This window comes from Algoriphagus sp. (assembly GCF_024305035.1).
Taxonomy (GTDB): Bacteria; Bacteroidota; Bacteroidia; order Cytophagales; family Cyclobacteriaceae; genus Algoriphagus.
In genome coordinates this window covers 1-13,009 of the sequence record NZ_JAMWZB010000054.1, presented here as the reverse complement: position 1 = coordinate 13,009, position 13,009 = coordinate 1, and the positions used below count along the sequence as shown (strand labels likewise).

At 41.0% G+C, this 13,009-nt stretch carries 12 protein-coding genes; 5 read left to right on the top strand and 7 right to left on the bottom strand.

The window, feature by feature from the left end; all coding sequences use genetic code 11:
* Positions 1 to 152: 152 nt before the first annotated feature.
* Positions 153 to 662, bottom strand: a complete 510-nt coding sequence (locus Q0L00_RS19170; RefSeq protein ID WP_297338511.1) for a hypothetical protein — start codon at positions 660 to 662, stop codon at positions 153 to 155.
* Between the two features lie 13 nt (positions 663 to 675).
* Positions 676 to 2,103, bottom strand: a complete 1,428-nt coding sequence (locus Q0L00_RS19165) for a M23 family metallopeptidase (RefSeq protein WP_297338510.1) — start codon at positions 2,101 to 2,103, stop codon at positions 676 to 678.
* A gap of 230 nt (positions 2,104 to 2,333) precedes the next feature.
* Here Q0L00_RS19165 and pyrF point away from each other — a divergent pair, with 230 nt between their 5' ends.
* The 4 genes from pyrF (at position 2,334) to Q0L00_RS19145 (ending at position 5,900) form a co-directional block, all read left to right on the top strand.
* Positions 2,334 to 3,149, top strand: a complete 816-nt coding sequence (pyrF, locus tag Q0L00_RS19160; RefSeq protein ID WP_297338509.1) for an orotidine-5'-phosphate decarboxylase — start codon at positions 2,334 to 2,336, stop codon at positions 3,147 to 3,149.
* Between the two features lie 188 nt (positions 3,150 to 3,337).
* The gene (locus tag Q0L00_RS19155; RefSeq protein ID WP_297338508.1) at positions 3,338 to 3,973 is read left to right on the top strand and encodes an acetyltransferase; all 636 of its coding nucleotides are present in this window, start codon (positions 3,338 to 3,340) and stop codon (positions 3,971 to 3,973) included.
* Between the two features lie 81 nt (positions 3,974 to 4,054).
* Entirely contained in the window at positions 4,055 to 5,026 is a 972-nt protein-coding gene (locus Q0L00_RS19150; protein WP_297338507.1) for a rhodanese-related sulfurtransferase, read from the top strand.
* Positions 5,027 to 5,030: 4 nt separating this feature from the next.
* The gene (locus Q0L00_RS19145) at positions 5,031 to 5,900 is read left to right on the top strand and encodes a nucleoside phosphorylase (RefSeq protein ID WP_297338506.1); all 870 of its coding nucleotides are present in this window, start codon (positions 5,031 to 5,033) and stop codon (positions 5,898 to 5,900) included.
* A 6-nt stretch (positions 5,901 to 5,906) separates the two neighbouring features.
* On the opposite strand, the gene Q0L00_RS19140 is transcribed toward Q0L00_RS19145, so the two are convergent.
* The 5 genes from Q0L00_RS19140 to Q0L00_RS19120 all read right to left on the bottom strand — a co-directional run bounded on the left by Q0L00_RS19140 (position 5,907) and on the right by Q0L00_RS19120 (position 12,257).
* Complete coding sequence (locus Q0L00_RS19140; protein ID WP_297338505.1) at positions 5,907 to 6,182, bottom strand: hypothetical protein; 276 nt, start codon at positions 6,180 to 6,182, stop codon at positions 5,907 to 5,909.
* 106 nt (positions 6,183 to 6,288) lie between these two features.
* Positions 6,289 to 6,927 (bottom strand): response regulator transcription factor, encoded by a 639-nt coding sequence (locus Q0L00_RS19135; RefSeq protein WP_297338504.1) that lies wholly within the window; start codon positions 6,925 to 6,927, stop codon positions 6,289 to 6,291.
* Positions 6,920 to 8,911: a sensor histidine kinase gene (locus Q0L00_RS19130; protein WP_297338503.1), complete on the bottom strand. Its 1,992-nt coding sequence runs from the start codon at positions 8,909 to 8,911 to the stop codon at positions 6,920 to 6,922. The genes Q0L00_RS19135 and Q0L00_RS19130 overlap by 8 nt, the downstream gene beginning before the upstream one ends.
* A gap of 108 nt (positions 8,912 to 9,019) precedes the next feature.
* On the bottom strand, positions 9,020 to 10,927 hold the full coding sequence (locus tag Q0L00_RS19125; protein WP_297338502.1) for an ABC-F family ATP-binding cassette domain-containing protein: 1,908 nt from the start codon (positions 10,925 to 10,927) through the stop codon (positions 9,020 to 9,022).
* Positions 10,928 to 11,114: 187 nt separating this feature from the next.
* Positions 11,115 to 12,257, bottom strand: a complete 1,143-nt coding sequence (locus Q0L00_RS19120; RefSeq protein WP_297338501.1) for a DUF4221 family protein — start codon at positions 12,255 to 12,257, stop codon at positions 11,115 to 11,117.
* A 180-nt stretch (positions 12,258 to 12,437) separates the two neighbouring features.
* Between Q0L00_RS19120 and Q0L00_RS19115 the strand changes: the two genes are divergently transcribed.
* Positions 12,438 to 12,923: a peptide deformylase gene (locus Q0L00_RS19115; protein ID WP_297338500.1), complete on the top strand. Its 486-nt coding sequence runs from the start codon at positions 12,438 to 12,440 to the stop codon at positions 12,921 to 12,923.
* Positions 12,924 to 13,009: the final 86 nt, after the last annotated feature.

Here is a 13,009-nt window from a genome sequence, read left to right as displayed (position 1 = left end):
AAGAAATTCTCTGTGAACATTTTTTTTCCTCAAGTTAGCATTTTCATTAAATTCGAGGTAGAACCACAAATCAAATAGATTATTCAGTAAAGAAGGAAGTCATGGCTTCCTTCTTTAAATCTTTGATGTTTTTATTATTACATGAATAAAGGTTAGAAGTTAATCAATCTTATCCTTGTAATTAAATTATTATTTGATTTTATGCTAATTGCAGAACTCACATAATCTGCTCCATTTTTTAAATAAATAATGCTATCATTACCACTTATGGAGTAACCTGGCATAAAGGTACTTATGATAGTTATTGAGTCTCCTACTTTTAGGTAGTTATTATTATTTCCAATAGCAAACGCACTAGAGATCAATTCAAAACTATAAAATCTATTTGTGAAATAAAATTCATTTCCTGAATATTTATATAATGTACCTACCCTTTCTTCCATTTCGAAAACATAAGGTTCGGATGAAGTTGGAGAGCCAAACATTTGAATAAGCTTCTCATTCCCATCAAACATATTGATGGAATTTGAATTTGATAGTTTTTTGATAGTCAGATTATTAACATCAATCGAGTTGCTCTTAGGAGTTAAAGGAATTAATTGAGCATGGGAGCTGAAAATAGCTATCATTGTGAATATAATTGTTAAGAATAAGTTTTTCATTTTTCTGAATATTTTAATTGTTGCAAGGATCAAAAGAAACATTGCCTTGAGAATCATACTGAAATTTAATGTAATTTTCTGGGTTAACTTTTATCTGTGCATTATTTGAGTTAAGTTTTGTTGCCCCAATATGAACATGTTTCTTTACGTTTTCATCTCCAGCATTACCTGTTGCTCCAGATAAGCCTATCGCTTGTCCTTTTTCAATTTCATCTCCTTGATTAACCCAAACATAATTTAGGTGACTATATTGAAGATGAAATACTTCTCCGTTTGAATTTCTTGATTTTATTTTGACATAGTTTCCAAAACTATCGCCGATATATTTATTTGGCGGAATATTAGAAACTACTTTAACCACTTCTCCAGAATGGATACTAAACACAGGTGTTCCTGGATTAGCTGCAATATCTAAGCCCCAATGAGGTTTTGGTGATCCATCACGATATTTTCTTGCTGTTGCAGAATATCTTCCGCTATTTTTCCCGGTCCACGCGGCTGTATTTTGTATTTCAATCGAATAGGTTGGCAAATCATCACAAGGTGGTGCTTGTTGCTCACAAAGTACCCGTTCACTTGGAGGAACTTTGCAGCATGGGCATTCTGGTTCTGTTTCGTCACAAGGGACGGTATGGCCTTCAAAGTCAGGAAGAGTTTCATAACAAGGAGTCCCATCCCCTCCACCGCTGGGGGTGCTTGGGTCAGGATCCGAAAATACTGGAGTGAAAATACAATCCCAAGTTTCATATTGTTCTTCGATATAGGGTTCTCCCCCTCCAGCTTCAATATAGGTAGTATGGGTGGTTACTACGCAATGGTAGGTGTAGTAATCACTTACCCGGCTATTGGCTGTATGGTCATAAGATGTTGAACTTTTGAAAAACCAATTGCTTCTGGTTCTTTTTCCATTTTCAATTTTCCATCCACCTACATAGCTTCCATCCAGTTTGAAAAACATATACTTTCCATTGAATGTCGATGGCCTGGTGTTTAAATTTAGATTTTTGAGTTCTTTCCAATCGGATTTGAATTCAGGGGATGTCATTTCTGCTTTTAAAATATAGGGGCGAAATTGATCCTTGTTTATTTTAAATAGCAAAAGTCTGTAGCTTCCTGAAAGACTGGTGAAATTCTTATTTTTTTGCGAATAAATGTCCTTAAATATCAGCCTAATAGGAATTTCAATTACCTCTTTTCCGTTATGGATATAAGTGACAGATTTTCCCCAAACAGGATTCCCGTTGATAAGACTCATTTTTCTTTTGTTATTGGAGTTGAATAAATTGGATTCGTACCACTCTTCAGCCTCTTGGATGAGAGCCTGATCCTTTGAAAAATCATTTTCTAAAAAAGATTCTTCGACAATACAGCTTCCTACTAAAGCTGTCAAGCATAAAAGGAAAAATACCGAAATAATTCTTCCATTGATTTTTGGTTTCATACGATTTTATTAAGAATATGAAACCTTGGCCAAGGTTGTCGCTCATTCTCAGGACTTTCCTGAGAACTAAAGACAACACAACATATTATTATTATTATTATTATTATTCGCAAAATTATTTTCTGAGGAAAAGAATATTTTTAAAAAACAATACCCAGTACTGGGTATTTTTCGAGGGTTTTCGAACTCGCTAGGAATCCGTACTTTTGCCAAAACCCCCGAAACTTCCTATGACCCGATCCGAATTGTTCGCCCAAATCCAGCAAAAATCATCCTTTCTCTGTGTAGGTCTTGACCCGGATTTGGAGAAAATTCCCCGGCATCTGCTTTCCGAACCGGACCCGATTTTTAGCTTTTGCAAAGCCATTATCGAAGAAACTGCAGATTTTGCGGTAGCTTACAAACCTAATATTGCTTTTTTTGAAGCCTTGGGAGCAAAGGGCTGGGAGACCTTGGCGAAAGTAGCTGAATTCATTCCCAAGGATATTTTCACCATTGCAGACGCCAAGCGGGGAGATATTGGAAATACCTCCAAACTCTACGCAAAGGCATTTTTTGAGTCCATGAATTTTGACTCGGTGACTGTCGCTCCCTACATGGGTAAGGATTCGGTTTCTCCCTTTTTGGAATTTGAAAACAAATGGGTAATTCTGTTGGCCCTGACTTCCAATCCTGGTTCAATGGATTTTCAATTGATTAAGGACAAAACGGGAAAGCCACTTTATCAATCTGTGTTGGAAAAGAGCCAGGAATGGGGCAGTGCTGAAAACCTGATGTACGTTGTAGGCGCAACTCGAGGAGAACTTATCGGAGAGGTGAGAGATCTTGCTCCTGATTATTTCTTTTTGGTGCCGGGTGTTGGGGCGCAGGGAGGTAGCTTGTCAGAAGTAGCCAAGTTTGGAATGAATTCCACCTGCGGGTTGTTGGTCAATTCGAGTCGGGGGATTATTTATGCCTCTTCGGAAAAAGACTTTGCTCAGGCGGCAAGACTGGAAGCAGAAAAGTTACAACTGGAAATGAAGGGGTTGTTGAAAAAGTATTTGTAAAAATTGGAATTTAACGAAGGTTTTTAAACCTCTCTGAGTAATTAAGTTTTTGTCAACTTTTGTAGAATTACGCCCATTTTTCAGCGAAGGTACTCGTCTTAGCGATTGGTAGAATAAGTCCGAAAGCAAATGATTTTTGGCTAAGCCCACGAATTCCCGTAATTTTGCAAACTGAATTCAGATTCATTATGGACAAACCAGTTATTATTTTGGGCGCAAAGGGAATTGCCCATCCCGCATTGGAAATTTTCAACAGCAATCAAGTCATCGTTTATGGCTTTTTGGAGGAGGATGAGAGTCTGCATGGAACTGAAATCAATACCATTTCGGTGTTGGGACATCCCGAGGATGACGGCTTTCTCAAGTTGATTGGAAAAAAAACCGAGGCCTTCGTAGCCGTTGATGACAATAAATACCGAAAGTTTTTAGTAGAGTTGCTCAATGAGCGGAGAAAAGTTCAGCCGATCAATGCGATTCATCAATCCGCTTACATCTCCACCGATGCGCACTTGGGACATGGTAATTTTATCAATGCCCAAGTCACGATTGGAGCAGGTGCGGAGATCGGACATCATTGTATCTTAAATACCGGAGCGATTATCGATCATCAAGCCAAGTTGGGAGATTTTGTGCAGGTCGGTGCGGGTACCATCATCAATGCGGAAGTGACGGTGGAGGAAGGTGCCTTTATTGGATCGGGTGTGACGATCGTATCTGGATTGACTATCGGAAAAAACGCCCGGATTGGAGCTGGATCCGTAGTAATTTCCTCGGTGGGAGCCAATGAAACCGTATTTGGAAATCCCGCTGCGAAAGTAAAGTAATACTACACTGAAAATAAACACGTACATCAAAATTCCACTATCGTAAATCCTCTAACACCCTGCCGAAACAGGGCTTCAGTTATGGAACAAAACAAAGACTACCAAATCCTGCTGTACTATTGCTACGCAAAAATTGAAAACCCCGAAGAGTACAGAGAGCAGCACCACCTTTTTTGCGTGGAAAACAACATCCGGGGAAGAATCATCATTTCTGACGAAGGCTTAAATGGAACTGTTTCCGGTCTCAAAGAAGACTGCGAGAAGTACATGGCCTACATTCATGCCGATCCGCGATTTGCAAAGACTGAGTTTAAGATTGATGCACATGAAACGCATGCTTTTACCAAAATCCATGTCCGCTACAAGCCTGAGATTGTGCATTCCTCACTCCGACACTTGGATCCTAATGTGCGAACTGGCAAGCACTTGGAACCGGAGGAATTCAAAAAGCTAAAAGATCAAGAGGATGTGGTCATTCTTGATGTTCGCTCCAATTATGAGCATGAACTCGGTCGCTTCAAAAATGCATTGACACTGGATATTGATAATTTTAGAGACTTCCCGGAAAAGGTCAAAGAACTGGAGCACCTGAAAAACAAAAAAGTTTTGACCTATTGTACTGGGGGAATCAAATGTGAAAAAGCATCTGCTTTTCTCTTGGAGCAAGGGTTTGAGGATGTCTATCAGCTTCATGGGGGGATCATCAAATACGGCATGGAAGCGGGAGGCGAAGATTTTGAAGGAAAATGTTACGTCTTTGATAACCGGATTGCCGTTGATGTCAATAAGGTAAACCCGACGATCGTTTCTAGATGTCATATTTGCGACACACCTTCGGACCGGATGGTCAACTGTGCCAATCCAACCTGTAATATCCACGTGCCAATCTGCGAAAAATGCGGATGGGAATTGGAAGGTGCTTGCTCGGTGGATTGCAAGGATAATCCTGAGAAAAGACCTTATGACGGCACGGGTTATTACCAAAAAAAGACCAACGGATACAATCCATATAAGGGCTTACAGCGTAAACCAAACAAAGAACAGATCCAATAACTCCATGGATAATCCAATCATTCCTGCCTCTGAGTTGATCATCAATTCCGATGGGAGTATTTATCATTTACATCTGAAGCCAGAGCATCTGGCTTCCCTTGTTTTTACTGTAGGTGATCCCGATCGGGTTGCTATGGTTTCGCGCTATTTCGATAGGGTGGAAATCAAGATGCAAAAGCGGGAATTTGTCACACATACCGGATGGCTCAATGGACAGCGGGTTACCGTAATGAGTACAGGAATGGGGACCGATAATATCGAAATCCTGATGACTGAGCTCGATGCTTTGGTCAATGTGGATCTGGAAACTCGACAAATCAAAAAAGACAAAAGTAGCCTAAAAATTATCCGTTTGGGAACCTCTGGAAGCATGCAAGAAGACATTCCGGTGGGATCATTTTTAGGTTCAGCATTCGGTGTTGGTTTAGATACCTTAATGGAGTTTTATCCCTCGCTAGAGGGAGACACCAGTTTAGCCCAAGCGGTGAAAAGTGAGCTGGGTTTAACGTTTAGTCCATACCAAGCTGCCGCCTCTAGTGAATTATTGAATCAATTGGATGAGCGATTTTTGAAAGGAAACACCTTGACTTGTCCGGGATTTTATGCCCCTCAAGGAAGGGAGGTCCGCTTAAAACCAAAATTTGAACAAATGATTGAGCGATTGGCTGGAATTGAGATTGGGGGAAAGCGATTAACTAATTTTGAAATGGAAACTGCAGGCTATTATGCCTTAGGAGAATTGTTGGGCCATCAGATGCTGAGTTTGAATGCGATCGTGGCCAATCGTCCTCTAAAAACGTTTGATGAAAAAGCTGAAAAAACCGTGGATAGCCTAATCCGCGCAGCTTTGGAATGTTTCGTTGCTAAAAATTGATCACCCTTACGCTAAATATCGATTTTCGTTGAAGATGGATTCCATTCGGAAATCTTCCCATTCGTGGTAGTCAATGTTTTTGAGAATATTGGTTAAAAACTCCGCACACTCCTGTTTGCAGAGGTAAATTCCAAATAACCCCTCACTTTTATTGACCAAAAAAGTTCGACTGCTGTCAAATAGTTTGATCAGGTCCTTCCAGCTACCCAAAATCAACAGTTCATCTCTGTTTTTGAGTGTTTGGATAATTTTAAATTCACCAATTGCACTTGAAATTTTCATGAGAAAAAGTTGTTAGACATTTATAAAGTAAAAGTATCGACCGAGTAGGGACTGGGCAATACGTAGAAATACGTATTTTTTACTTTTGAACTCATAAAAATGAAGATCAATCGATGATATCTCGGTTCTTTTGGGCCCATAACAAAAGCGCATTGTGCTTCTTTTCAAGCTTAAGTTTTGAGATCATATTCGAGCGATGTTTTTCTACGGTACGTTCAGAAATAAAGAGTTTTTTGGCAATATCCTTAGAGGCTTTCCCGTCTGCAATGAGTCTCAAAATCTTTTTCTCCGAGGGAGTCAGGGAATTTTCCTCCGATTGGTTGGGATTCATTTCCCGAGACTCTTCAAATATTTTTTCGCTAAAAAACTGTTTTCCTCCCAACACCTCATGAATGGCAATGGAAAGATCAACCAAGGCAAACTCCTTTAAAATGTAACCGGATAGATTCAGTTCTTTGGCTTGATGGTAAAGGTAAAGTTCCTTATGCAGTGTCAGTAAAATAATCCGGGTGGCTATATTTTCGGAAAGACAAATCTTAGCCACCTCCAGTCCTGTGAGTTCTGGCATTTCCAGATCCAAAATAGCTAAATCCGGTTGATAGGTTCGGATAGCCGTGATGGCTTGTCCTCCTGTGGGACATTCTGCAATGACATGCAAACCCATATCTCGCAAGAGGTCTCCAAGCCCCTTTAACAAAATGGGATGATCATCAGCAATAATAACGGTTGGTTTTTGTTTAGACATTGACAATAAAGCTCAATTTTGCCCCACTTCCTTTTTCACTACTTACTTTCATTGTGCCTTGAATAGCTGCTGTTCGTTCCTTTAAGGTCTTCAGTCCCAGACTATGGAAGTCTTGGTATTTCTCAGAAAAATCAAACCCAATTCCATTGTCTTCAATACTCATAAAGATATGATTACTTTCCTTTCGAAGCGTCAGACGTAAGGCATCTGCCTGGGCATGTTTAAGAATATTGTTGATCGATTCTTGGGCAATCCGATAGAGTTGAAGCTCTTTTTCTTTACCGAGTACCTCGGTAACATCCTCGATTTCCGAACTGACAAACAGATCGGTCTCTCGGTCGATTTGATCGAGCATTTGTTCTAGTGCTTGGGCCAGTCCTAGCTTTTCCAGCTGCATGGGATGAAGGGAGCGAGCAATGGCGCGAAGCTCACTGATGGCTGTATCCAACATTTCCCCGGCATTTTGGGACTGGTTGAGTGCGACTTTGTTTTTGATCAAAAGTAGACTCTGTCCCAAGCCGTCGTGCAGATCTTTGGAGATGCGCTTTCGTTCTTCTTCCTGAATTTTGAGGAGCTGCTGGGAATACTCCTGCTCCAGGCGTTTTTGTTTGCGCAAATGTTTTAATCGGGTGGCAAGAAAAAGCATAATTGCAAGAATAATCACCACTGAAATGACCCCTAGCAGGAGTTGGATTCGTTGCCTCGAGGCGGTTTTCGTCTCCTCTAATTCGACCGATTTTTTGAGGATTTCCCGTTCTTTTTTTTCGGTTTCGTAGCGCGTTTGATAAAAGGCAAAGGACTGGGCCTGATTCACCGTAAAAATGGAATCCTTGTAGCGCATCAAATTTTCACTTGCCTTAAATGCACGTGGAAAATCACCAAGGTTCTCTGAGCTTTCCACAATCAGTTTATAGGCGTTGATCAGGTGATCCATGTTTTCTTTAACCTTGGCAATTTCCAAGAGGCGAGAGGCAATTTCCCTCGCTTCACGAAAATTCCCCTGATCGAGCAAAAGCTGGGATTTGGCAATCAAATAAGCCCCGTTTTCATCACTGACCCGAGGATCGGCTTTTCGTTTTTCCTCGGCTAGCTCAAAGTAGGAGTTTTGGAGCTCAAATTCCCCTTTTTCACCGTAATAGTTGGAAAGTGCCAGATACAACATGACCTCCAAATAGGAGTCTTTGGGCTCCTCATTGAGTAAGCTTTCGGCTTTTTTTAAGCTGGCCAATTGTTCCTCTTTTTTTCCTTGTTTGCCATAGGTTTGGGCCATATTGTAAAGCTGAACCCGGTGGTCAGTTGGGATTTCATTTTTGACGGCAAAATCAATCAGGTTTTCCCGGATTTTTTGGGATTCATCATAAATCCCAAATCGACTAAACAGGATGGCAATCCCTCCATTGACGTAATTGACATATTCGGTGTCATCAAGTGCCTCGTAGATATTCCGGGCTTGCTGATAATCACTCATGGCCCGAAGCATACTTCCCCGATAGTCTTCTGCTTGTCCACGAAAAAAATAGGAATCAGCAATTAAAATAGAGTCATTGGGATCAAAGCTGTTGATTGCATCCGTATAGGCCACTATGGCTGAATCAAATTGCTGAAGATTAAACCAAGCTCCCCCGGTTTTCAAGTGAAGGTTACCTCTGATTTTGCTGTCTTTTATCGATGACTCAAAAGGCAGGGCCTCTTTCAAAATGCGCAGTTTTTCTTCATTGATTGTTTGCCGATTGATTGGATGATGAAAATACCGTGCGGCAAGGTCTGCCCACTCGTCTATCTTTTTGTCCTTTTTAAACCGATCAAATAATTCAAAATAAACCTTTTCCTGATCTTCGACCGAGATTTGTCCGTTTTCCAAAAACTGCTGTAGCTCTTGCTCAGTGGCTAGCGTAAGACTGTCCCCGGCACTCTGGGCGAGGCCGATTGAAGCAGAAAGGAGCAAAAGGGGTGAAAGAAAGATCAAAAAAAAGCGACTACTCATAGTCGAAATATACAAACGTAAGCGTCACTATTTGCTATTTCTTTTACCAAGATGAGTAAAAAAAATGCCAAATGGTCAATTTGGCGGGATAGGGTAAAGAATGGAAAATCAACTCTCTATGCCATCGAGCTCACTTAGCTCCAACCAAAGCATTTCCAATTCCTCCAACTCATGATCGATTTCGGCAATTCGGTTGGAAAGCTTCAAAAGTTCTTCATGGTCAATTTCCCCACGGGAGATTTTTTCAGTAATGTCTTTCTTTTCCTTTTCCAGTTTGGCGATGGATTCATTCGTTTTTTGGAATACAATCTTCTGTTTGTAGCTTGCCTTGGGCTTAGTTTTGGCCTCCGATTTCCCTTCTTTTGAGTCTTTGATTTCAGCCTTTTTTTCTTCCAACTTTGAACCCTTTTCTTCGGCCTGATTATCTTTTTCCCATTCTCTATAATCGGTGTAATTCCCAGGAAAATCTTTAATCCTTCCTTCTCCTTCAAAGACAAATAAATGCTCCACCAAGCGATCCATGAAATAACGATCGTGTGACACGATGATCAGGCAACCCGGGAAGGTATCCAAAAACTCCTCCAGAATATTAAGGGTCATCAAGTCCAAATCATTGGTCGGTTCATCGAGAATTAGGAAGTTTGGATTCTTGATCAGTACCATCAAAAGTTGTAGCCTTCTTCGCTCTCCACCACTCATCTTGCCGATGGGGGTAAACTGCTGCTTGGGAGGAAAACCAAACTGATTCAAAAACTGACTCACTGTGATGGTTTGTCCCTTATTGAGGGTGACCACTTCGGCTACTTCCTTAACCACATCGATAAGTCGCTTTTCCTCATCAAATCGATCTTCTTCCTGTCTGTAGTAGCCAAAGGCTGTCGTTTGTCCTTGCGTGACTTTTCCCGAATCCGGCTCCAATAATCCGGTGATCATTTTTAGAAAAGTCGTCTTTCCGGCACCGTTGGGTCCGATGATTCCGATTCGGTCTTTTTTCTTGAAGATGTAAGAAAAATCCTTGATCAGGGTTTTATCATCGTAAGATTTACTGATTTTTTCGATTTCGAGAATCTTGTTTCCGAGGCGCTGCGTAGAGACGGACAATTCGATGTCCCTTTCCTCACGCTTGGTAAAAGCCTTTTCCTTGGTTTCCTCAAAAGCATCTACTCGATACTTGGCTTTGGTTCCACGTGCTTTGGGTTGGCGGCGAATCCAATCCAGTTCCTTTTTGTAGAGGCTTTTGGCCTTTTCTATTTCGATGTCCTCGATCTGCATGCGCTCCGCTTTCTTGTCCAGAAAATAGCCGTAGTTCCCTTGATAGCGATGGATTTTTCCTTGATCGAGTTCAAGGATTTCATTGGTGACTTTTTCTAAAAAATAGCGGTCGTGCGTCACCATAAAAAGTGCGAGATTTGCTTTAGCTAAATAATCTTCCAGCCATTCGATGGTTTCCAAATCAAGGTGGTTGGTTGGTTCGTCAAGTAAAAGTAAATCCGGCTTTTCCAAAATGGCTTTGGCCAAAGCTACCCGCTTACGCTGACCACCTGATAGATTTCCTACAGAAAGGTCGGTGTCGTGAAGGCCGAGTTTTCCAAGAACCTCCTTCACCTGATATTCAAAATCCCAAGCTTGAAGCGCGTCCATCTTTTCGAAAAGTTTGGACATTTGATCTGAGTTGTCAATTCCCCGCTCAGCTTCGAGCATGGCTTTATGATAATCTTCAATTACTCGTAATACTTCCGAATTACTTTGATCAAATATGGTCTGATAGATGCTGAGATTGGAGTCGAAAACCGGGTTTTGGTGTACGTAGGCAATTTTGACCGCATTATTCAAAGCCACTTCTCCGGTGTCAGGGATTTCCAGTCCCATGATGATTTTCATTAGGGTGGATTTGCCCGCGCCGTTGATGCCGACTAGAGCAATTTTTTGGCCTTGAGAGATGCCAAAAGAGATATTGGAAAAAAGCTTGCGCTCTCCAAAGGCTTTGCTGAGATTCTCAACTGAAAGGTAATTCATAGGGCAAAAGTACGGGAAAATACCTTAGAAATAGGGTTGAAATGCAATAGAAAGATGCCCTCCTGGGGAGTGAGAAAAAGTGAGAAAATAGGAGCTGGCAAAAAAATTAGAAATTCGATTCATTTTTCACTAAAAATAAATCGAATAAGAAATAAATTTTGGGGTGATTAAGCCGAATTCATTGCAATCAATTCATTAATTGAATCAACTCAAATCGAAAAGCATCCTCTTCAGCCTGGGGATTTTCGGGATTGTTGGCGGAGAGATAGAGCCCTTTTTCGGTGATGAAGGAATTATTCGGAAAATAAATCCCTCCCTCAAAATAGCTTTCAGTGATCAATTCGAGATCCGTATTAAACACTTGAATGACAAAAGGCCCTGGATTTTCTCGCAAAGACACCAAATCTTCTTCGTTTTCAATTTGAAGTGTAGGATAGGCAAACCGATAATACACTTTCCGATATTCATCATAAAGCAACGTTTCATATCGGGAGGAAGCTGTGAGGTACTTTTGGGTGTCAAAGCGTTCACCACCTACGGGAAAAAGCGGTAGCGATTCATCCAAATACTGGCTTTTTCCTTCGAAGGATTCCAAGCCTCCGTCCTTGTTTTGCCTAAAAAGGCGGTGATCTCCGAATAAGGAATAGACAGTAAAATCGGGTTGAAACACCAAGCTAGGCTCATAAAATTTAAGCCCGCTTTCTAAATAACCCTCAGGATAGTTGAGACCTATTCCATAACTTCTTCCATTTTCCAGATCGATTCTATAGCCCATTACTGATTTTTTCATCAAGTTAGCCGTCATCTTGACAAATTGGACGGGAATATGAGTTTTGACCCAGAGTTGTTTATTGATCAATTGGGGAGAGCTCCCAAAATAGGCATTGTGTACAAAAGCATTGGTATGGCCCTCAAGGGTCTGGTATTCGAATCGGTTTTTAATAATTCCTGTGGTGTCGGTGAGGGTAATAACAGGCCCCATTTGAGGAAAAAGAAGAATACTATCCAGGTTCTGAATATAAACACCTAAAATGCTTCCGACTCCCTGCGGACCTTCCTCCTGATAAAAGATTTCTTTATGAAGTTCTTTCGAATTCAAATCATAAAACTGCAGCGCATGGGTATTCCAATTGACATTGACCAAATAGTCTTCGTAACAAACCAATCCTGTACTGATACTGGCCGTCAGGCTATCAATGGGAATTCGCAGGACTTCTCCACTGGCTTGAAGCTTACTGTTTTCGCTAAGCTTTGTGGATTCCGTGCATGCAAATACGATGAATAGGACTAAAACTAGTGGGGAAAAGTAAGCGTTTCTAACATAAAACATATTTAAATCTAATGTATATTCTGCAAAAAAAACAAAGGTATTTTAAGGTATTGATGTGGTCTCCAAATCAACTTTCTCCAAATCTCGGTGATTAGCCTTGGAGTTTCCAGCAGGATGGGTCAAATACTTTAAAAAACGGCTTTCTAAACTATCTTCGGCATATCTTAGTAATTCTCTCCCATGAAAACCGTCCACGATATTCTTAAACTCGGTGATCCAAGGTTGTATCAAACTTGTGAGCCGGTACTTGAGTCTGAACTTCCCAAGGTCTCCGAATGGACCAGGCAACTTCATGAAGCCATGGAAGATATCCGTCGGGTTTATGGATTTGGAAGGGGAATCGCTGCTCCTCAGTTGGGGATTATGAAGCGGCTATTTTACCTCAATCTCGACCGGCCCTATGTGGTGATCAATCCGGAACTGAAAAATCTAAGTAGTGAAAAATTTGAACTCTGGGATGATTGCATGTCCTTTCCCCATCTTTTTGTTAAAGTAGAACGACACCAAAGCCTAACCTTGGACTACATGGACGAAAACTGGCAAAAGCAAAGTTGGAACGTGGAAGGAGCAATTTCGGAGTTGATTCAGCATGAATACGATCATCTCAATGGGGTTCTGTGCACCATGCGAGCTATGGATGAGAAAAGTTTTAAGTGGAGGGAATAATTTTAAAATGCAGTAGGAATATCCTTCGTTTAACCGCAATTATGCAATAGGAATAGTAAAGTTTCCCAAAATCTTTGAAAGGGAAG

Coding starts and splice junctions, on each gene's coding strand:
- Q0L00_RS19170 (WP_297338511.1), bottom strand. CDS start 662: ATGAAAAACTTATTCTTAACAATTATATTCACAATGATAGCTATTTTC.
- Q0L00_RS19165 (WP_297338510.1), bottom strand. CDS start 2,103: ATGAAACCAAAAATCAATGGAAGAATTATTTCGGTATTTTTCCTTTTA.
- pyrF (WP_297338509.1), top strand. CDS start 2,334: ATGACCCGATCCGAATTGTTCGCCCAAATCCAGCAAAAATCATCCTTT.
- Q0L00_RS19155 (WP_297338508.1), top strand. CDS start 3,338: ATGGACAAACCAGTTATTATTTTGGGCGCAAAGGGAATTGCCCATCCC.
- Q0L00_RS19150 (WP_297338507.1), top strand. CDS start 4,055: ATGGAACAAAACAAAGACTACCAAATCCTGCTGTACTATTGCTACGCA.
- Q0L00_RS19145 (WP_297338506.1), top strand. CDS start 5,031: ATGGATAATCCAATCATTCCTGCCTCTGAGTTGATCATCAATTCCGAT.
- Q0L00_RS19140 (WP_297338505.1), bottom strand. CDS start 6,182: ATGAAAATTTCAAGTGCAATTGGTGAATTTAAAATTATCCAAACACTC.
- Q0L00_RS19135 (WP_297338504.1), bottom strand. CDS start 6,927: ATGTCTAAACAAAAACCAACCGTTATTATTGCTGATGATCATCCCATT.
- Q0L00_RS19130 (WP_297338503.1), bottom strand. CDS start 8,911: ATGAGTAGTCGCTTTTTTTTGATCTTTCTTTCACCCCTTTTGCTCCTT.
- Q0L00_RS19125 (WP_297338502.1), bottom strand. CDS start 10,927: ATGAATTACCTTTCAGTTGAGAATCTCAGCAAAGCCTTTGGAGAGCGC.
- Q0L00_RS19120 (WP_297338501.1), bottom strand. CDS start 12,257: ATGTTTTATGTTAGAAACGCTTACTTTTCCCCACTAGTTTTAGTCCTA.
- Q0L00_RS19115 (WP_297338500.1), top strand. CDS start 12,438: ATGAAAACCGTCCACGATATTCTTAAACTCGGTGATCCAAGGTTGTAT.